Raw genomic sequence first — 19,992 nt, forward strand, 5'->3', positions numbered from 1 at the left:
CTTCATGCGGGTGACAAGGCACGAAAACTTTATGCCCACAGCCTGTTGAAGCAACGATTTGTTGTTTGAAAAAGCCTTTCAAACGTCTTACATCGTCTGAAAGCGAAATTCAGGAGTTTCAGTTATGGGTTCTTTTAGTGTGTGGCATTGGCTGATCGTGCTGGTGATCGTTCTCGTTCTCTTCGGACGCGGAAAGATCCCGGAACTGATGGGCGATGTCGCCAAGGGCATCAAGAGCTTCAAGAAGGGCATGGCTGACGAAGATCAGACTCCGCCGCCGGCCGATGTCAACGCGAAGACTGTTGACCACAAGGCTGACGAGATCAAGTAAGCGGCTTGAACCTGCTTGTTTTGAGACTGGCGCTAGGGTCTCGGGAGCGTTTTGATGTTTGATATCGGTTGGAGCGAGCTTCTGGTGATCGCGGTCGTTTTGATCGTGGTCGTCGGTCCCAAGGACTTGCCGCCCATGATCCGCGCCTTCGGTAAGACGATGGCCGGCCTTCGCAAGATGGCGGGGGATTTCCGCACGCAGTTCGACGAGGCCTTGAAAGAGGCAGACATGGACGATGTGCGGCAGACAATCTCCGATGTGCGCAATCTCAACCCGACGAATTCCCTGCGCGATGCTATGAACCCGCTTCGCCAGCTCGGCAACGAAATCAAGTCTGATCTCCAGAAGGCGACAGCCGCTCCCGATGCGATGTCGTCGACAGCAGCACCTGCAACAAGTGAGCCGGTTGCTCCTCTTGTCAGCGTGCCCGAGCCCGAGATGAAGCTTCCGGATGTGGCACCTGCGGTCGTTCCCACGCCTTCTGCATCTGGGCCGGTTACTGCGGTTGCTGCTGCGGAAGAAAAGCCGAAGCGTGCGCGTGCGAAATCTGTCGCGACCGTTGAAGCCGAAGCGGTTGCCGCCAAGCCGAAACGCACCACCCGCAGCAAGCCTGCCGCAGCGCCTGTTGAAGAAGCTGCTGTCTTGAAGCCGACCGTGAAGGCTGTCGCCAAAAAGGTTGCTGTCAGGAAAGCGGCAGCTGAGAAGGCGGTTGCCGTTGCGGATGCCAAGCCGGCCAAACCGGCAAGAACCAAGGCTGCAAAGCCCAAAAAGGATGAAGCATGAGCGGGGACATCGAGGACAAGCCGCAGCCGCTTATCGAACATCTCATGGAGTTGCGCACGCGGCTGATCTGGTCGCTCGGCGCGTTCTTCGTCGCCTTCATCGCCTGTTTCGCCGTTGCCAAGCATCTCTTCAACCTGCTCGTCATTCCCTATAAGTGGGCGGTCATCTGGGCGGGGCTGGATGTGGCGAAATCATCGCTGATCTATACGGCGCCGCAGGAATTCTTCTTCACGCAGATCAAGGTTGCCATGTTCGGTGCCATGGTGATCTCCTTTCCGGTGATTGCCTCGCAGCTCTATAAATTCGTGGCGCCGGGCCTCTACAAGAACGAGCGTGCGGCCTTCCTGCCGTTCCTGATCGCATCGCCGATCCTTTTCCTTATCGGCGCGGCGCTCGTCTATTTCTTCTTCACGCCCATGGTCATGTGGTTCTTCCTCGCCATGCAGCAATTGCCAGTAGATGGCGAGGTGGCGATTTCCCTGATGCCGAAGGTGTCGGAATATCTCAGCCTCATCATGACGCTGGTTTTGTCCTTCGGCCTGGTATTCCAGCTGCCTGTCGTCACCACGCTTCTGGCGCGGGTCGGGATTCTGACCAGCGACTGGCTGCGGGAAAAGCGCAAGTTCGCCATTGTCATGGCCTTCGTGGTTGCGGCCGTGCTGACGCCGCCAGACCCCATGTCCCAGATCGGTCTTGCGCTGCCTGCGATCATTCTCTACGAGATTTCCATCTACATGGCTCGACTCGTGGAGAGGAAACGTGCTGCGGAATCCAAAAGCACGGAGCTGGAAGAGACCTGACGCTTCGCCACGGTCTTCCTGCTCATCAAATTTCCTCGCGCCGGGCCTTTCGCCCGGCGTTTTGCTGATAAAACGCGAGCGACCAACAATAGTCTGGAACGACGATGCACGACATTAAATGGATACGCGAAAACCCCGAAGCCTTTGATGCAGCACTTGCACGGCGCGGCGCAGAGCCTGCCGCAAGCAGCCTGATCGCTCTCGACGAGAAGCGCCGTTCCGTCATCCAGTCCCTGCAGGACATGCAGTCGCGTCGCAATGCCGCTTCCAAGGATATCGGCGCCGCCATGGCGCAGAAGAACATGGAGCTGGCGGAAAAGCTGAAAGCGGAAGTCGCCGACATCAAGGAGAACATGCCGCGCGCCGAGGAGGAGGACCGCCAGGTCACCGCCGAGCTTAACGACGCCCTGTCGCGCCTGCCCAATATACCTTTCGACGATGTTCCTGACGGTAAGGACGAACACGACAATGTGGTGACCCGCGTGGTCGGCCAGAAGCCCGGCTGGAACCATGAAGCAAAGGAGCACTTCGAGATTGGCGAAGCGCTCGGCTACATGGATTTCGAGCGGGCGGCCAAACTTTCCGGCTCGCGCTTCACCGTGCTGACCAGCCAGCTGGCGCGTCTGGAACGGGCGCTCGGCCAGTTCATGATCGACCTGCACACCTCGGAACATGGCTACACGGAAGTCTCTTCGCCGCTGATGGTGCGCGATGAGGCGATGTTCGGCACCGGGCAATTGCCGAAGTTTTCCGAGGATCTGTTCAAGACTACCGATGGTCGCTGGTTGATCCCGACGGCGGAAGTGACGCTGACCAACCTTGTCTCCGGCGAAATTCTCGAGCAGGAAAAGCTGCCGCTGCGCTTTACGGCACTTACGCCGTCCTTCCGTTCGGAAGCGGGCTCTGCCGGCCGCGACACACGCGGCATGCTGCGCCAGCACCAGTTCTGGAAATGCGAACTCGTCTCCATCACCGACGCGGAAAGTGCTGTTGCCGAGCATGAGCGCATGACGGCCTGCGCCGAAGAAGTGCTGAAGCGTCTTGGCCTGCATTTCCGCACCATGACGCTGTGCACCGGCGATATGGGTTTCAGCGCGCGCAAGACCTACGATCTGGAAGTGTGGTTGCCCGGCCAGAACACCTACCGCGAAATTTCGTCCTGCTCCGTCTGCGGCGATTTCCAGGCGCGGCGCATGAATGCGCGTTATCGCGGCAAGGACGACAAGGCGACGAAGTTCGTGCACACGCTGAACGGCTCCGGCACCGCCGTCGGCCGCTGCCTCATCGCGGTTCTCGAAAATTACCTGAACGACGACGGTTCCGTCACAATTCCAGACGTGCTGCTGCCCTATATGGGCGGTCTGACACGGATCGAGAAGGCGGCCTGAGGGAGCGCAGCGTCGTGCTATTGGAAGGAGAATCTTCCAATACGCCGACGTCATCCTCGGGCCTGTCCCGAGGATCTGCAACCTGTCGATTAATTTAGACGTGATTAGATCCTCGGGACAGGCCCGAGGATGACGTTGAGAGAACTGCACACCTCACTGCCGGTGGGGAGGATGCTCCGTCCCGGAAGATATGAAAAGCGGAGAGAGAAACATGCGGATTTTGCTGACCAATGACGACGGTATCCATGCCGAAGGGCTGGCGGTGCTGGAACGTATCGCCCGCACGCTGTCCGATGACGTCTGGATCGTGGCGCCCGAGACCGACCAGAGCGGTCTTGCTCACTCCCTTACTCTCTCCGAGCCGCTGCGGCTGCGCAAGGTTTCCGACAAGCATTTCGCGCTGCGCGGTACGCCGACCGATTGCGTCATCATGGGCATCCGTGAAGTTCTGCCGGAAAAACCCGATCTCGTACTCTCAGGTGTCAATGCCGGTGCCAATATGGCTGACGATGTCACCTATTCCGGCACGATTGCCGGCGCCATTGAAGGTACGCTGCAAGGGGTACGCTCCTTCGCACTCAGTCAGGCTTTCAGCCATTCCGAAGGCCGCGTCGTGCCGTGGGAGGTGACCGAGACCCATGCGCCGGATCTGCTGCGCAAGCTGATGAATGTGGAATTGCCTGATGGCACCTTCCTCAATCTCAATTTCCCCAATTGCGCACCTGATGATGTGCAGGGTGTATCCGTCACCGGGCAGGGCAAGCTCGATTTCGGCCTGACGGTAGAAGAACGCCAGGATGGCCGCGGTCTTCCTTATTACTGGCTGCGCTTTGGCGAACGCCTCGGCACTTTCCGCGAGGGCACGGATATCCACGCTTTGAAGCACGGCAAGATTTCGGTCACGCCGCTAAAGCTTGACCTTACGGATTACACGGTCAAGGATCGGGTTGCGCAAGCACTTGGATTCGGAGTCGCCGATTGAAATCCGCAATGGTTGAAAAGGAAGGTTTTGCCGCTCTCGTTCTCCGCTTGCGGGGCGAGGGGATTTCTGACCTCGACCTTTTGACGGCGGTCGAACAGACGCCGCGCTCCAGATTCGTGCCGCCGCAATTCGCCGCTGATGCCTATTCCAGCCGTACAATCCCGATCGACTGCGGCGCCTTCATGGAAGGCGCTGACATGGCGGTGAAAATCCTGGCCCGCCTGCAATTGAAGCCGGGCCAGCGCGTGCTGGAAATCGGCACCGGCAGCGGTTTCATGACGGCGATCATCGCGCGCCGGGTGGAGCGGGTCTTTTCGCTGGAGCGATACAAGACGCTGGTGCAGCAGGCGCAGAACTGTCTGGACGATCTTTCCATCCGCAATGTCGTCATCCGCCAGGCGGATGGCAGCAACGGTCTGGTCGGCGAGGGCACCTTCGACCGAATCGTCGCCACCGCCGCCTTTACCACCATGCCCCGCTTTTTCGCCGAGCAGATCGTCTCCGGCGGCATGATGATCGCGCCGATCATTCTGGAAGACGGGCGCTGCGTCATGACGCGCTTCTCCAAGACCGGCAGCCGCTTCGAGAAGGAAGAGCTGTTCGAGACGCCCTATCTGCCGCTTGGCAGCCATATTGCCCGGCATTTGTGACAAAATGAAAATATCGAAGGCGATTAATTTTCGTCTTAGAATGTTCTAAATCATCACAACCAACTGATTTTCCATAATAATATTGTTCAGACATGACACATGCCGTTTTCTTCATGGTTATCGAAGTGTCAAAAAAGCGCCGAGCGGCTTAACGTTTTAACGGCGTGGTAACACTAACGCGCTTTAATCATAAACATCGACGCATGGTTTTCCCGGGATCGGGAAATGGGCCTTGCAAGAAGTGAAATTTGTGCCGGATCGACCTCGATGCGGCGGGTTGGCGTCAGTGTAGATCGAGTTATGCGTATGAGACATTCGTCTAAAATCGGAAAATCAGTCGCAAAAATGTTCGCAGCGGCATTGCTGGCAAGCGTCGCAACGGGCTGTAGCTCGGATGCAACGCGGTTCAGCGGCCTCTTTTCCAGTGGACCGGATCGGATGACGACAGCGTCAATTCCAGCCCGCCAGGGCGGCGGTGCTTATGGGCAGGCCCCGGTCCCGCAAGGCGACATGAACGGTGGTTATGCCTCTGCGGCACCCCAGGGCGGCTACGCCAATCAGAACATGGCGGCCAACTCCTATCCGTCTTCCGGCGGTTACGGCGGTGGCGTTCAGCCTTCGACGGCCCGTTCGGCTTCGGCCTCTCCGGTGCAGCGCTCCGAGCTGTCGGCTCCGCCGGCGGTAGCAAGCCGCGACCCGTCGACCCGCAACGAAGCCATGGCCCAGCCTTTCCCGTCCGCACAACGACCAGCCGCTCCGTCTCTCGCAGCACCTGCACAGCAGGCTGCCGCTCCCGTCGCCGACAATCTCACCACCGCAACCGTCCGTTCCGACAAGAACGGCTGGCATACGGATGGCGCCTCTTCGGTAACGCTGCGTCCGGGTGAAAGCATCGCGACTATCTCCAACCGCTACGGCGTTCCCGAAAAGGAACTGCTGCGGGTCAACGGTCTGAAAACCGCGGCGTCCGCGCAGGCTGGCCAGTCGATCCTTATTCCGAAATTCGGTCAGGTCCGCAATGCCGCCAAGGCTGCGGCTGGTGACATTGCGCTCAACCGCAACGGCGACGAGCCGAACCCGCTGCGTGGTCCAGACCAGAAGGTAGCCGTGCTTCCCTCGCAGAGTGTTGCCCGCGACAAGGTTTCGGCTGAAAACGGCAAGCTCACACCTCCCGGTGGCAAGCCTATGCCGCCAGCCGGTGGTTACAAGGTTCAGCCGGGCGACAGCCTGGCAAAGATCGCCCGTGAAAACGGCGTTTCGGTTGCAGCCCTCAAGGCCGCGAACGGCATTTCCACCGAAAGCATCCGTGTCGGCCAGACACTCGCCATGCCGGGTGCTTCGACCGACGCCATTAAGACAGCCTCCGTACCCGCAAAGGAAGCGGCCAAGGCAGTGGAAACCGCATCCGCCAAGCCGGAACCCTACAAGGCTCCTGCCGCAGCTGCGACCGTACCGTCCGCTCCTGCCGCAACGGCAAGCGTCGGCGATATCGAGAAGAAGTCCGATATGGCCTCGCTCGCTCCGGAATCCACAGGCATCGGCAAATATCGCTGGCCGGTTCGTGGCGCCGTTATCAATAATTTCGGCGACAACGTCGAAGGCAGCCGCAACGATGGCATCAACATCTCCGTTCCGGAAGGCACGCCGATCAAGGCCGCCGAAAACGGTGTGGTCATCTATGCGGGCAATGGCCTTAAGCAGCTTGGTAACACGGTTCTCGTGCGCCATGACGACGGCAAGGTCACCGTTTACGGCAACGCCGCCAATCTTGACGTGCAGCGCGGCCAGAAGGTTCAGCGCGGACAGACCATCGCCACGTCAGGCATGACTGGCAGCGCCAAACGTCCTCAGGTTCACTTCGAAGTTCGCAAGGATGCGACGCCGGTGAACCCCTCCGGTTTCCTTGAATAGGTATTGCGTCTCAAGGAATGATGAAGCCGGGCCGAACGCCCGGCTTTTTCATTTTTGGGGGTAGGCCAAACGTCCTCACACATTCGACGTCATCCTCGGGCTTGACCCGAGGATCCATGGTGCGGTCGGTTTGCGGGCCCTCGGGTCAAGCCCGAGGATGACGGAGGAGAAGAGTTTGCCGAAACGGCAGTTACGCCCTCACCAACCCAACCGTCTTCTCGATGAAGTCCGCAATCGTGGCGGTATCGTCGAGGTCGAAGACGGGAAGAGTGGTGTCGGTCACCGCGTGATCGGCGGCAATTGCGATGATGTGCGGATCGCCTCCGGCAAGCGGTTCGGTCTTGGCAGCTTCCAGCCGTCGCGCCTCGATCTTCGGCACCGGCTCGTATTTGTAACCCTCGATCAGTACGAGATCGCAAGGGGCGAGGCGGGAGAGGATTTCCTCGAAGGACGGTTCGGCTTCGCCGCGCAATTCATGCATGATGGCAAAGCGGGTGCCGGAGACGATGGTGACCTCGTGCGCGCCCGCCTGACGGTGACGCCAGCTATCGGCGCCGACCTTGTCGATATCGAAATCATGATGGGCATGCTTGATGGTCGAGACCCGATAGCCGCGGGCCGTCAGCTCGGTGACGATGCGGACCGCAAGGCCGGTCTTGCCCGAGTTTTTCCAGCCGGCAATACCGAAGACCTTTTGGCTCATCATGGTTCCATGCTCTCCAGATAGCTTCGAGCGAGCGCCAGTTCATCCGGCGTGTTGATGTTGAAGAACGGATCGAGGCTGCCCTTGGCCGTTTCCAGCGGCGGGAAGGCGATACCGATCGTGACGTGTCGTGCAAGATAGGCGCGGATGCGCCGGTTTGCATCGTTCTTCAGCCATTCCTCCAGATCGTCCGCGAGCGCCACGGGCCATAGCGCGAAAACCGGGTGCAACTGGCCGCTGGAGGCGGCGATGACGATTGCGTCTTCGGCCATGTGTTCGCAGAGGCGGTCGACGAGATCTTCGGGAAAGAACGGGCTGTCGGCGGGCACTGTCAGGAAGTGGCTTTTCCGGACGTGATGGTTCTGGAAATGCCGCATGCCGGCGAGAACTCCGGCTAGCGGCCCGGCATGGCCGTTCACGGTGTCAGGCAGCAAGGGCAGGCCAAAGCTTTCGGCCCAGCCATTCGCGGCATTGATGGTGACATCCGACACCTGTGGGGCGATGCGGCGCACGACATGGGAAAGCAGCGGTTCGTCGCCCAGCATCACGGTCGCCTTGTTGGTGCCCATCCGTCGCGACAGGCCGCCGGCAAGCACAAGACCTGGTATTTCAAATCGCGCCGTCATTGCCGCTTTTCCTGCAGCCTTACGATATAGGTGGTGAGGAGGGCGACAAGGCCGGTCGCCAGCATCACGAGAAGAAGCGGCCAGGTTCCGTCCTCTTTGGACAGAACCGAGGAGGCAAGCACGGAAAGTGCCGCACCGCCGCCGATGGTCATGGCGCCGCCGAGACCGGAGGCGGAGCCTGCCAGATGCGGCTGGACGCTGACCATGCCTGCATTGGCGCTTGGCAGTGTCACACCGTTTCCGACACCAATGAGCGCAAGCGGCACGAAAAACGCATAGGGGCTTTCCGCCCCAGTGGAGATCAGCGCTATGGCTGCGACAATGCCGGCGATGGCGACGACATTGCCCGACAGCATCATGCGGGTGATGCCGATCTGGCTCGCATAACGGCCGGAGACGAAGTTGCCGAGCATGTAGCCGCTGGCCATGAAGAAGAATTGCAGGCCGAGCATGGCCGGGGCAAGGCCATAAAGCACGCTGCCGACGAAGGGGGCGCCGCCGAGAAACGAAAAGAACATGCCCGACGAGAAGGTCGAGGTCAGCGCATATCCCCAGAAGAGCGGCGAGCGCAGAAGTTCCGGCCAGGCGTGGAACTGCTGCGAGAAGCTTGCCGATCTGTTGTGATTGGTTTCGCCGAGATCAAACCAGGCGAGCACCAGAATGCCGACCCCGAGCAGGCCAAGAAGCGCAAAGCTGGATTGCCAGCCGGAGATATCGTTGAGCAGACCGCCGACCGTTGGGCCGACCATCGGCACCACCGACATGCCCATGGTCACATAGCCGATCATCGAAGCGGCCTGTTCCATAGGGACCATGTCGCGCACGATGGCGCGCGCCAGCACGAAACCGGAAACGACGGCCGCCTGCGCCACACGCCCGAACATGAAGACGGTGATATCTGGCGCCAGCATGCAGACGAGCGTGGCGACGATCATCATCGCGATGCTGGCAAGCATGACGGGTCGGCGTCCGAAGAGATCGGATAGCGGGCCGATGAGGAGTTGCAGGCAGGCGGTGGCGGCAAGATAGCCGGACACGGCAAATTGCATCACGGCGTAATCGGTCTCGAAATGGAGCGCCATCGCTGCAAGCGAGGGCAGGAACAGGTTCATGCAAAGCGCCGCGACGCCGGCGATAACGACGAGCGTGATGATGTGGGGCGGGGTGGTGCGATCCAGAAAGCGGGCGTTTTTCATGTCATTCTCCCGCTTTTTCCGTAACGGCAGCTTTCGTTACGGACGCTGGTCGCACGGTGGTCGCGGCAGTGGGCGTGGCGGCGGAGCGCTTGGCCATCTGCGAGCGCTTGCGCAGGCTTTCACGGTAGAAGGTGTAGAGGCCCGAGCCGATGACGATCACGGCGCCGACGATCGTGAAACTGTCGATCTTTTCGTTGAAGAAGAACACGCCGATCATGACACCCCAGAGCAGGCTGGTGTAACGGAACGGCGCGACGAAGGAGATTTCGCCGGTTCGCATTGCCAGAATGATTGCCTGGTAACCGACCAGCACCAGAACGGCAGAACCGGCCAGATGCGACAGGATCATGAAGTTCATGGGCTGCCAGCCGCCGAAGGGCTGGATCAGCAGGCCACCCACCGCCATGTTGACGGATGCGGTAACGAAGGTGACGGCAAGCGAGGGGACATCCGCATACATCTTGCGGGTCAGAAGATCACGCGCAGCGGTGACCGCAAGCGAGGCGACGACCAACAGCGCGCCTGAGGTGAAGCCTTCCGGGCCGGGCCGGATGATGACGAGCACGCCAATGAAGCCGACGATGATCGCCGCCCAGCGCCGCCAGCCGACGGGCTCGCGTAGGAACAGTGCGGCACCCAGCGTGACGATCAGCGGCAGGGACTGCAATATGGCCGCGGCGTTGGAAAATTCTATGAGTCCAAGCGCCGTCAGATAGAGAACGGCGGCTGTCACTTCGCAGAGACAGCGCAGGATGATGATGGGGCGCATCAGGGTTTTCAGCGGCCGGAGCGCGCCGAAGTGCCGGGCGGCAATATAGATCAGCACGACCGTCATGATGCCGCGCACGAACATGATCTGGCCGGTATTGATGTAGGGAGTGACGGATTTCGTCAGGGCGTCGTTGGCCGTAAAGCTTGCCATGGCGAGCGCCATCAGAAGGGCGCCGCGCGTATTGTCCGTCAATGCCATTTCATACTGTCCCAGACCATGCGCAGCCTAACCCCAAATTCCTCTCAGGGGTCGCCCGCCGGGCGGGACCGCGCATTCCTCCATGCCAAGAGACCTGACACGGCCAAGCCGGCATTTCAACCGCTTAAATGGGTGGGTGGACGAGAAACAGGTTCAGCCGCCGGTCACACTCATATGGCGGGCGACAGCGGGGCGCTTGTGGGTGCGGTCAATGATGAAATCATGCCCTTTCGGCTTGCGCAGAATGGCCTCGTCTATGGCGCCCGAGAGATAGGCGTCGCTGTCGGAAGCGCGCAGCGCCGTGCGAAGGTCGGCGGCATCGTCCTGCCCGAGACACATATAGAGCGTGCCGGTGCAGGTGAGGCGGACGCGGTTGCAGCTTTCGCAGAAATTATGGGTCATGGGTGTGATGAAACCGAGCCTGCCACCGGTTTCCTTCACCGTCACGTAGCGGGCAGGGCCGCCGGTCTGGTAGTCGTTGTCAACAAGCGTGAAGTTTTGTTCCAGATCGGCGCGCAGCCTGGAAAGCGGCAGGTAGCGATCGGTACGATCTTCCTCGATCTCGCCCATCGGCATGGTCTCGATGACAGTCAGGTCCATACCGCGACCATGGGCGAAACGCATCAGCTCGGGAATTTCAGTCTCGTTGAAGTCCTTCAGCGCGACGGCATTGAGCTTGATCTTGATGCCGGCGGCCTGCGCGGCATCCAGCCCTTCCATCACACGGTCGATATCGCCCCAGCGGGTGATCTCGCGGAATTTCTGCGGGTCCAGCGTATCGAGCGAGACGTTGATGCGCCGCACGCCGCAATCGGCGAGTTCAGCGGCGAATTTCGCAAGCTGCGAACCGTTGGTGGTCAACGTCAGCTCATCCAGCGCGCCGGTGCCTATATGGCGGCCGAGGTTCCTCACCAGCATCATGATGTTCTTGCGCACCAGCGGCTCGCCGCCTGTCAGCCTCAGCTTGCGCACGCCCCGTTGAATGAAGACGGAACAGAGCCGGTCGAGTTCCTCCAGCGTCAGAAGGTCCTTCTTCGGCAGGAAGGTCATGTGTTCGGACATGCAGTAGGTACAGCGGAAATCGCAGCGGTCTGTCACGGAAACGCGCAGATAGGTTATGGACCGGCCGAAAGGGTCCACCATCGGTGCTTTGTTTTCCGTCAGGGACTGCGCTCTTTCGAGCGATCCGGGGAAACTGTTCACGTCTCCGTCCTCACTGCGCGATGCGCCGGGCACAAGATTGCCGGGCATGTGCTTTACAGGTGATGTAGTGACTTGCCTATCGCGAGGCAAGTCCGTAATTCTGACGCATAAGACGAGCTTGCGGAAGTGAAAAATGAGTGATGCCTGGCCGACTGAACTGCTTGTGTCGAAAGACCGGCGGCAACTGACCGTTTCCTTCGATGATGGAAGCGTCTATCGGCTCGGTGCCGAGATGCTGCGCGTGCTTTCACCCTCCGCGGAAGTGCAGGGCCACGGGCCAGGCCAGAAGGTCACTGTTCCCGGCAAGCGCAACGTGACGATCCGCTCCATGATGGCGACGGGCAATTATGCCGTGCGCATCGTCTTCGACGACGGCCATGACAGCGGCATCTTCACCTGGAGATATCTGAAGGAACTGGGAGAGACCGGCGACGCATCGTTTGCCGATTATGAGCGACAGCTCGCCGAGAAGGGCTTGAGCAGGGAACCGCTGTCGCGGTAGGCGGGCGCAAGGCCTGCGAATACTCCCCACCCTCATTCCTGTGACGAGCACGGGAATGAGGGGAGAAGGGCAGCGGCATCTGAAGCCCGCATGCCTTATGGACAAATAACCCGTTGAATCTGCGCATCGTCCATCTGTAAAATCATTTTCGATTTTCATACTGATGCGCTAGGAAGTGAGGGAGGGAACACCCTCGTTCTATCAATTTAAACGGGGTGATGTGTGGCGGTCGAAGCGAACGGGAATGATCTGGCCCAGGTGGTCGTGCTTTTGGCGGCGGGCGTGGTGGCCGCGCCGATTTTCAAGCGCATAGGCCTCGGTTCGGTGCTGGGTTATCTGGCCGCCGGCCTGGTGATCGGGCCATATGGCTTCGGTTTCTTCTCCGATTCGCAGGCGATCCTTCATATCGCCGAACTCGGCGTGGTGATGTTCCTTTTCATCATCGGCCTTGAAATGCAACCGTCGCGGCTGTGGTCCATGCGGCAGGATATTTTCGGGCTTGGCGCGCTGCAGGTGCTGGTCTGTATGGCGGGTCTGACGATGGTTGGCGTCAGTCTCGGCTTTCCGCTCATCATGTCTTTCGTCGCCGGTACCGGCTTCGTGCTGACTTCCACGGCAATCGTCATGCAGATGCTGCAGGAACGCAACAGCATGTCCAGCCTCAAGGGCCAGCGCATCATCGCCATCCTGCTGTTTGAGGATCTCGCCATCGTGCCGCTTCTGGCGCTCGTTGCCTTCCTCGGTGCTGGTGGCGAGCACGTCACACCGTCGGAGCGCTGGATTTCCGTCGGCATCGCGCTTGCCGCCGTCGGCGCGCTCATTCTGGCCGGGCGTTATCTTCTCAACCCGTTCTTCCGCCTGCTGGCGGCGTCCGGTGCGCGCGAGGTAATGACGGCCGCGGCCCTGCTGGTGGTGCTCGGTTCGGCGCTGTTGATGCAGGTCAGCGGTCTTTCCATGGCGATGGGCGCGTTTCTTGCTGGTGTGCTCCTGTCCGAATCGTCGTTCCGCCATCAGCTGGAAGCGGATATCGAGCCGTTTCGCGGCATTCTGCTCGGCCTGTTCTTTCTTGGCGTCGGCATGGCGATCGATCTTGCCGTCATTGCATCGAACTGGCAGCTCGTGGTCGTCAGCGTCGCAGGTTACATGCTGCTCAAGGCATTCCTGATCTACGGCGTGGCGCGGGCGCTCGGCACCACCAGGCGCGAAAGCCTGGAGCGGGCTGTGTTGATGGCGCAGGGTGGCGAATTCGCCTTCGTGCTCTATTCCGCCGCTGTCAGCGCCGGCATACTCGACCGCGAAGCCAACGCCATCCTGACGGCGACCATCATCATCTCGATGGTGCTGACGCCGCTGATGGTCATTCTGCACGACCGGCTGGTGCCGGCGGCCGTTCCCAAAACCGATGATCTCGATGTGCCGGAAAATGTCGAGGGCAGCATTCTGCTGATCGGTTTCGGGCGTTTCGGCCAGATTGTCAGCCAGCCGCTTCTCGCGCGTGGCTACACGCTGTCGCTGATCGACAAGGATGCCGACTTTGTGCGCGACGCTGCGGAATTCGGTTTCAAGGTCTATTATGGCGACGGCTCACGCGCGGAAATCCTGCATGCCGCCGGGGCAAGCACCGCGCGTGCCGTGCTGATCTGCGTCGACGACAAGGAAGCCGCTGTGCGGATCGCGGAGATCGTCAAGCATGAGTTTCCGCTGGTTCCCGTTCTTGCCCGTGCCTATGACCGTGGCCACGCAATCGATCTTGTGAAGGCCGGCGTGGATTACCAGATCCGCGAGACGCTGGAATCGGCGATGAATTTCAGCGAGGAAGTGCTTGGAGCCATGGGCGAGGAGCGGGAAGATGCTGCCCGCTTGGTGGAGGAGTTCCGCGACCGCGACGAGGAACGTTTCGCGATGGAAGTCGTCGGCGGTATTTATGCGGGCCGGTCGCTGATCCGCGGCAATTCCCAGCCGGCGGACCTCGTTGCTGCACGCACCGCGCGCGAACGGGCGGAGCGGGAAAAAGCGGAAGCGGCAGAGGAATAACGCGCCCTGATTTATGGGGGGCAGATTGATTGCAGGAGTTGGAGCGGACAATGACGGTCATTCGCACGGTTGAGGAATTGAAGGCCATTTACGATGGCACAAGCGAGGCATCTATCGCGAAGGTGACAGCCACGCTGACCGCCGAATACCGGCAGATGATCGAGGCTTCGCCATTTCTGGCGCTGGCGACTGTCGGGCCGGAAGGCATGGACTGTTCGCCGCGCGGCGACAAGGGCGGTGTGGTAAGGGTGGCCGACGACAGGACGGTGCTTTTGCCCGACTGGCGCGGCAACAACCGCGTCGATTCGCTTTTGAACATCGTCCGCGATCCACGCGTGGCGCTGATGTTCCTGATCCCGGGCTCGAATACAACGATGCGCATCAACGGCCGCGCTGTCGTTTCGGTCGCACCCGATCTGCTGCAGAGCTTCGAAATGGACGGAAAACACCCGCGCACCGTCATTGTGGTCGAAATCGACGAGGTCTATTTCCAGTGCGCTAGGGCCTTGATGCGCTCGGAACTGTGGAACCCCGACAACTTCGTGGAACCCGCGTCACTGCCCACACCCGGCAGCCTGCTCAAAGCCGCCAAGGCGGAGTTCGATCAGGAGACTTATGACCGCGAATGGGCGGTTCGGGCGGCGAAGACCATGTGGTGACGTGTGTTTTGCCGCAGCAACAGGTGCTCACGTAACAGGGCGTGAGGGCGGAGGGAGCACTGCATTCACTATGCTCCCTAACCGGCGCCATCCTTCTCACGTCCGATAAATCAGCCAGTTCTTGCCGATATAGTTCTTCTGCATGCCGTCCTCGTAAATGACGGAACGGTTCCTGCCGGTTTCCTTGGCGTGGTAAAGTGCCATATCGGCATGTCCGTAAAGTTCGCCCGGATTGTTTGCCTGAGAGGCGGAGGCGAAGCCGATCGAGATCGTCACCGTACCGTAGTCGGCGCCCGATCTTGAATTGCGGAACGGCGTGCTTTCCAGCGACAGGCGGATGCGCTCACAGATCACCATGACTTCTTCCGGCGTGTTGCCATCAAGAATGATGGCGAATTCCTCGCCGCCACTTCTGGCGACGAAGCCGTCCTTGCGGACATTGGCGCGGATGACGGAGGCGACGGTGGCCAGTATCTTGTCGCCGACCGGGTGGCCGAACGTATCGTTGATCCGCTTGAAATGGTCGATGTCGAGCAGGATGAGCGTCGTATATTGCAGGCCGATGGAGCTGTTGTAGACGGAGGCCAGCCTGTCATCGAAAGCGCGACGGTTGGAAAGGCGCGTCAGCGAATCGGTATTGGCGATGCGCTTGTATTCATCCAGCTCCAGACGCACCTGTTGCATTTCCTCGGCATGGCGGTTGACGTCGTTGAACGCCTTTTCGCCATCGATGATTTTCGAGCCGGTGGCCTCGGCCAGCAGCGAGACCGCATTTTTCAGGATATTGGTGCTCGATACGGTCTTGTCGTCAATGCGCTGGCGGGTTTCGCCGAGAATTCTGTTGTAGTTCTCGATGGAGGACTGTTCGCGCCTTAGCGTTCCGAGAAGTGCCTCCAGTTCACGCCGCAGCTTCTCATGCGCGTCGTCGATCGAGGCCGTGGGATTGCCTTCCCCGTACCGTGAGGACAGTTCGTCCAGATCCTCCTGCGTCACCCGGTTTCCCAGTGCCGCCAGATCCCTCGTCAGCGCCGGGTTCGAGCCGATATAGGCTTCGTAAAAAAGGCTATAGTTGCGCGGGATCGGCGACACACCCATGCTCCGCATGGCGTAGGCAATCTGCCCGGCGATGTCGGGCCCCGTGGATTTGGGCGTGGATGCCGTGTTCATCAAGAAACTCCAGTGAGTCTGCTTATCGACTATGATTATTATTATGTAGGCCGTTTTGAAAAGCTTAATTTATGGGAAACTAATTTTTGTTCCCTGAAATTTGATATTCGGCAATTTTTATCTTATTTAGCTGATAATTATAAGTAATTCTCATTTCGAGGAAGTTCCGGAATTTTTTGATTTCTACTGCTCGTCTTGGTGCCAGCTTCGTATTTATTCTGTCAATCCCGATAGTGATTTTAGGGTGATTTATTTCGGCACAACAACGCAGGGTGATAATCGGGAGATGGTTGAGGCACGGAGTTTTTCATCTGGCAAGACGCCGCTTATAAGCAACGAACTTCTTCGCGCATGTCCGGATACAGCAACGTTACAGTTTTTATTACGTCGTCTCAACAGGAGTGGCTGCAGCCCGTCTCATTTCTGTGACTACTTGCGGTGGAAATTGCGCAAGATTTTGAAACAATGCGTTGTTTTGTGCGCCGCCGGAATATGTCCCGTCAGGCTCTAAGCCGTATCACCGAGCATTCCGCACCTGCGTCAACTGCCGGCGCATTTGGCGGGCGCACGATCAGGCCGTCTGAATGTGCCAGTATGTTCATCATGGATGAATCCTGTTTGGCATAGGCTTGCGCCACCAGAGCGCCGTTGTCATCGGCGCTGAAACGGGAGCGAAGATAATCCTGCCGGTGATCGTTCGCCTTCAGCGGTGTGGCGGTTCGGGCTGTGGTGACGCGTTGCGGCGGAATGCGGCGGGCGATTCTGTGGAGCAGTGGCTCGAGGAACAGCAGGCCGCAGACGAGGCTCGCGACTGGATTTCCTGGCAGGCCCAGAACCTGCATGGCATCGATGGCGCCCACCATCAGCGGTTTTCCAGGACGCATGGCAATGCGCCAGAAATCGAGCTGCATGCCTTCGGCCTTAAGCGCCGCCTGAACGAGATCATGGTCGCCGACAGAGGCGCCGCCGAGCGTCACGAGCACATCGGCCTTTGCCACGACAGCCTTGCCGATGGCGGCGCGGATCAACGTGTCGTTGTCGGGTATAATGCCGAGATCGAGAACCTCCGCACCGGCTGCCCGCACAAGTGCGGCGACACCGAAGGTGTTCGAGGCGATGATCTGGGCGGGAAGGGGCGTGCTTCCGGGCGGCAGCAATTCGTCGCCGGTGGCAAGGATGGCGACCAGTGGCTTGCGATAGACGGCAAGCGTTGCGTGATTCATCGCCGCCGCAACGGTGAGATCGGTGAAGCCGAGTTCGCGCCCGGACTTCAAAACCGTGTCGCCCTCGGCAAAATCCTGTCCGCGCGGGCGAATGTGTCTCCCGGCGGTGATGTCGAAAGCGGTGCGGATTTTGCCCTCGCCGAGAAGCTCGGCATCTTCCTGAATGAGAATGGCATCCGCACCCGCTGGCACCGGTGCGCCGGTAAAGATACGCACGGCCTCGCCTTTACCCACCGTGCCCGCGAAAGCGTGGCCTGCGGCAGCCTGGCCTATGACGGTGAGGACTGACCCGATTTGTGGCGCATCGGCACTGCGCAGCGCATAGCCGTCCATGGCCGAGGCATCGAAAGGCGGCTGGGTCAGACGCGCCGCAAGGTCAGCCGCAAGGACGCGGCCATCGCATTCGGCGAGCGGAAGGGTTTCACTGTCAACCACAGGAACCGCCGCATCCAGAAGACGCGTTACGGCCTCATCCACGGGCAGCAGTGGCTTCATTCAGGTCTCCTGTCGCCGGAAATCGCCCGACTTGCCGCCGCTCTTTTCGAGAAGGCGGATATTGACGATCTCCATCGCCTTGTCGGCGGCTTTGGCCATGTCGTAAATGGTCAGGCAGGCGATGGACACGGCGGTCAGCGCCTCCATCTCCACGCCGGTCTTGCCGGAGAGCTTCACCATGGCCTCCACCCGCAGGCCGGGCAGGGCAGCGTCTTCGGTAATGTCCACCGCAACCTTGGTCAGCATCAGCGGGTGGCAGAGCGGAATGAGGTTTGCCGTCTGCTTGGCTGCCATGATGCCCGCGAGCCGGGCTGTGCCGATGACGTCACCCTTCTTGGCATTGCCATCGCGGATGAGCGTCAGCGTTTCCGGCTTCATCTTCACAAAGCCTTCGGCAACAGCGATACGGACGGTCTCGGCTTTGTCGCCGACATCGACCATATGTGCCTCGCCGCTCGCATCGATATGGGTGAGCTTTGTCGCCTCGCTCATCGGCGCATCATTCCGCCGCCAGAACGCCGGATTGGCCGGTTAGCAGGGTTTTGGTAGCTGCTGTCACATCGTCCTTGCGCATCAGGCTTTCGCCGACGAGGAAGGTGCTGATGCCGCTCTTTTCGAGGCGCTGGCAATCCTCATAGGTGAAGATGCCGCTTTCGCCGACCAGCAGCTTATCGGCGGGCACGAGGCCAGCCAGTTTCTCGCTGGTTTCGAGGCTGACCTCGAAAGTGCGCAGATTGCGGTTATTGATGCCGAGAAGCGGCGAGGCGAGCTTCAGCGCCCGTTCGGTTTCTTCCGCATCATGCACCTCGACCAGTACGTCCATGCCGAGTGAAAAAGCCTCGTCTTCAAGGCGTTTCGCCTCATCGTCGGAAAGAGACGCCATGATGAGCAGGATGCAGTCCGCGCCCCAGGCGCGGGCCTCATGCACCTGATAGGTATCGAACATAAAATCCTTGCGCAGCGCAGGCAGCGCGCAGGCATTGCGGGCAGCCGTCAGAAATTCCGGCGCACCCTGAAAGCTCGGCGTGTCCGTCAGCACGGAAAGACAGGCGGCGCCACCAGCCTCATAGGCGGCGGCCAGTGCCGGCGGATCGAAATCCGGGCGGATCAGCCCCTTGGAGGGGCTGGCCTTCTTGATTTCGGCAATCAGACCGAATTTGCCCTCAGCCTGCTTTGTCCGCAGCGCTTTGTAAAAACCGCGCGGCGCAGTCTGGCCTGCGGCCATCGCCTTGAGATCGGCAAGTGAAACCCTGGCCTTGGCGGCGGCAATTTCCTCGCGCTTGTAGATCTCGATATTTTTCAGAATGTCGCTCATGGTTTCGCTCTCATTCCTTTTAGTGGTCGGCCTGCCCGGAGACTGTTTCATTGGAGACGGCGACCAGGCGGTCGAGCGCTGCTGCCGCCGCGCCGCTATCGAGCGCTTGGCTCACGGTCGTCATCGCCTCGCCAAGCGTTTCGGCCTTGCCGGCAATGACGAGGGCTGCCGCGGCGTTGCACAGCGATACGTCGCGATAGGCGTTGCGCTTGCCGGACAGAACCTCGCGAAGTGCCGCTGCATTGGCAATGCCGTCGCCACCCTTGAGGTCTGCCATGGAAGCGGGTTCAACACCGAAATCCTTCGGCGTCAGGTCGAAGGTGCGGATCTTGCCGTTTTCAAGCGCCGCCACATGGGTGACGCCTGTCGTCGTGACTTCATCCATGCCGTCGCCATGTACGACCCAGATGCTCTCCGAGCCGAGATCGCGCAGCACTTCGGCAAGTGGCACCAGCCAGCGCGGCGAAAAGACGCCGAGCAATTGGCGCTTCGCGCCCGCCGGGTTGGAAAGCGGGCCGAGCAGGTTGAAGATGGTGCGCGTGCCAAGTTCGACGCGGCTTGGACCGACATGGCGCATTGCGGAATGGTGCAGCTGCGCGAACATGAAGCCGAGTCCTGCCTCACTGATGCAGCGGGCGATAAGGTCAGGGCCGATATCCAGCTTCACGCCGAGTGCGGACAGCGCATCTGCCGTGCCGGATTTGGAGCTTAGCGCCCGGTTACCGTGCTTGGCAACGGGAAGGCCCGTGCCGGCAACGATGATCGAGGCGAGCGTCGAGATATTGTAGGTGCCGATGCCGTCACCGCCGGTTCCGACGATGTCGATCGCGTTTTCGGGGGCCGAAACCGGCAGCATGCGTGCGCGCATCGAGGAGACGGCGCCGACAATCTCGTCCACCGTCTCGCCGCGCACGCGCAGTGCCATGAGGAAACCGCCGATCTGCGACGGGGTTGCTTCGCCCGACATCAGAATGTCGAAAGCGGCCCGCGATTCCTCACGGTTCAGGCTTTCCCCGTTTGCGACCTTTGCGATCAGCGGTTTCAGTTCGGCCAT

At 60.1% G+C, this 19,992-nt stretch carries 20 protein-coding genes; 10 read left to right on the top strand and 10 right to left on the bottom strand.

The features are described from left to right. Positions 1 to 124 precede the first annotated feature (124 nt). The 7 genes from J5276_RS06355 to J5276_RS06385 all read left to right on the top strand — a co-directional run bounded on the left by J5276_RS06355 (position 125) and on the right by J5276_RS06385 (position 6,845). Positions 125 to 331 (top strand): twin-arginine translocase TatA/TatE family subunit, encoded by a 207-nt coding sequence (locus tag J5276_RS06355; protein WP_003515599.1) that lies wholly within the window; start codon positions 125 to 127, stop codon positions 329 to 331. 54 nt (positions 332 to 385) lie between these two features. Next, on the top strand, positions 386 to 1,114 hold the full coding sequence (gene tatB, locus J5276_RS06360) for a Sec-independent protein translocase protein TatB (RefSeq protein ID WP_065687301.1): 729 nt from the start codon (positions 386 to 388) through the stop codon (positions 1,112 to 1,114). Then, positions 1,111 to 1,914 carry a twin-arginine translocase subunit TatC gene (gene tatC / locus J5276_RS06365; RefSeq protein ID WP_003515595.1) on the top strand — a complete coding sequence of 268 codons (804 nt, stop codon included), beginning with the start codon at positions 1,111 to 1,113 and terminating at the stop codon, positions 1,912 to 1,914. The genes tatB and tatC overlap by 4 nt, the downstream gene beginning before the upstream one ends. Before the next feature lie 104 nt (positions 1,915 to 2,018). Next, positions 2,019 to 3,302 carry a serine--tRNA ligase gene (gene serS / locus J5276_RS06370; RefSeq protein ID WP_025593635.1) on the top strand — a complete coding sequence of 428 codons (1,284 nt, stop codon included), beginning with the start codon at positions 2,019 to 2,021 and terminating at the stop codon, positions 3,300 to 3,302. A 211-nt stretch (positions 3,303 to 3,513) separates the two neighbouring features. Then, positions 3,514 to 4,284, top strand: a complete 771-nt coding sequence (gene surE / locus J5276_RS06375; RefSeq protein WP_003515592.1) for a 5'/3'-nucleotidase SurE — start codon at positions 3,514 to 3,516, stop codon at positions 4,282 to 4,284. 8 nt (positions 4,285 to 4,292) lie between these two features. Beyond that, positions 4,293 to 4,934: a protein-L-isoaspartate(D-aspartate) O-methyltransferase gene (locus J5276_RS06380; protein WP_029658770.1), complete on the top strand. Its 642-nt coding sequence runs from the start codon at positions 4,293 to 4,295 to the stop codon at positions 4,932 to 4,934. Between the two features lie 345 nt (positions 4,935 to 5,279). Further along, positions 5,280 to 6,845: a LysM peptidoglycan-binding domain-containing M23 family metallopeptidase gene (locus J5276_RS06385; protein WP_019566161.1), complete on the top strand. Its 1,566-nt coding sequence runs from the start codon at positions 5,280 to 5,282 to the stop codon at positions 6,843 to 6,845. A gap of 190 nt (positions 6,846 to 7,035) precedes the next feature. Here J5276_RS06385 and mobB read toward each other — a convergent pair whose 3' ends face one another. The 5 genes from mobB to moaA form a co-directional block, all read right to left on the bottom strand. Then, on the bottom strand, positions 7,036 to 7,551 hold the full coding sequence (gene mobB, locus J5276_RS06390) for a molybdopterin-guanine dinucleotide biosynthesis protein B (protein ID WP_111796358.1): 516 nt from the start codon (positions 7,549 to 7,551) through the stop codon (positions 7,036 to 7,038). After that, entirely contained in the window at positions 7,548 to 8,174 is a 627-nt protein-coding gene (gene mobA / locus J5276_RS06395; protein WP_112154634.1) for a molybdenum cofactor guanylyltransferase MobA, read from the bottom strand. The genes mobB and mobA overlap by 4 nt, the downstream gene beginning before the upstream one ends. Beyond that, positions 8,171 to 9,370 carry a multidrug effflux MFS transporter gene (locus J5276_RS06400; protein ID WP_112154635.1) on the bottom strand — a complete coding sequence of 400 codons (1,200 nt, stop codon included), beginning with the start codon at positions 9,368 to 9,370 and terminating at the stop codon, positions 8,171 to 8,173. Before J5276_RS06400 ends, mobA begins: the two co-directional genes overlap by 4 nt. Before the next feature lies 1 nt (position 9,371). Further along, the gene (locus J5276_RS06405; protein WP_174005706.1) at positions 9,372 to 10,340 is read right to left on the bottom strand and encodes a DMT family transporter; all 969 of its coding nucleotides are present in this window, start codon (positions 10,338 to 10,340) and stop codon (positions 9,372 to 9,374) included. Between the two features lie 153 nt (positions 10,341 to 10,493). Then, the gene (gene moaA / locus J5276_RS06410; protein ID WP_162632911.1) at positions 10,494 to 11,591 is read right to left on the bottom strand and encodes a GTP 3',8-cyclase MoaA; all 1,098 of its coding nucleotides are present in this window, start codon (positions 11,589 to 11,591) and stop codon (positions 10,494 to 10,496) included. Between the two features lie 85 nt (positions 11,592 to 11,676). Between moaA and J5276_RS06415 the strand changes: the two genes are divergently transcribed. The 3 genes from J5276_RS06415 to J5276_RS06425 all read left to right on the top strand — a co-directional run bounded on the left by J5276_RS06415 (position 11,677) and on the right by J5276_RS06425 (position 14,738). Further along, entirely contained in the window at positions 11,677 to 12,045 is a 369-nt protein-coding gene (locus tag J5276_RS06415; protein ID WP_003515573.1) for a gamma-butyrobetaine hydroxylase-like domain-containing protein, read from the top strand. Between the two features lie 222 nt (positions 12,046 to 12,267). Continuing rightward, entirely contained in the window at positions 12,268 to 14,079 is a 1,812-nt protein-coding gene (locus J5276_RS06420; RefSeq protein ID WP_019566167.1) for a monovalent cation:proton antiporter-2 (CPA2) family protein, read from the top strand. Positions 14,080 to 14,129: 50 nt separating this feature from the next. Continuing rightward, on the top strand, positions 14,130 to 14,738 hold the full coding sequence (locus J5276_RS06425; RefSeq protein ID WP_003515570.1) for a pyridoxamine 5'-phosphate oxidase family protein: 609 nt from the start codon (positions 14,130 to 14,132) through the stop codon (positions 14,736 to 14,738). 96 nt (positions 14,739 to 14,834) lie between these two features. On the opposite strand, the gene J5276_RS06430 is transcribed toward J5276_RS06425, so the two are convergent. The 5 genes from J5276_RS06430 to trpD form a co-directional block, all read right to left on the bottom strand. Beyond that, entirely contained in the window at positions 14,835 to 15,905 is a 1,071-nt protein-coding gene (locus J5276_RS06430; protein WP_003515568.1) for a GGDEF domain-containing protein, read from the bottom strand. 500 nt (positions 15,906 to 16,405) lie between these two features. Next, positions 16,406 to 17,623, bottom strand: a complete 1,218-nt coding sequence (gene glp / locus J5276_RS06435) for a gephyrin-like molybdotransferase Glp (protein WP_111804521.1) — start codon at positions 17,621 to 17,623, stop codon at positions 16,406 to 16,408. After that, positions 17,624 to 18,115 carry a cyclic pyranopterin monophosphate synthase MoaC gene (moaC, locus tag J5276_RS06440; protein WP_112154637.1) on the bottom strand — a complete coding sequence of 164 codons (492 nt, stop codon included), beginning with the start codon at positions 18,113 to 18,115 and terminating at the stop codon, positions 17,624 to 17,626. A gap of 7 nt (positions 18,116 to 18,122) precedes the next feature. Then, positions 18,123 to 18,938, bottom strand: a complete 816-nt coding sequence (gene trpC / locus J5276_RS06445) for an indole-3-glycerol phosphate synthase TrpC (protein WP_003515561.1) — start codon at positions 18,936 to 18,938, stop codon at positions 18,123 to 18,125. 19 nt (positions 18,939 to 18,957) lie between these two features. Continuing rightward, a complete protein-coding gene (trpD, locus tag J5276_RS06450; RefSeq protein WP_013636264.1) occupies positions 18,958 to 19,992 on the bottom strand; it encodes an anthranilate phosphoribosyltransferase in 1,035 nt (344 codons plus the stop codon).

Origin of the sequence: Agrobacterium sp. S7/73 (assembly GCF_019355535.1) — a bacterium.
In the GTDB taxonomy this organism is placed as follows: Bacteria; Pseudomonadota; Alphaproteobacteria; order Rhizobiales; family Rhizobiaceae; genus Agrobacterium; species Agrobacterium tumefaciens.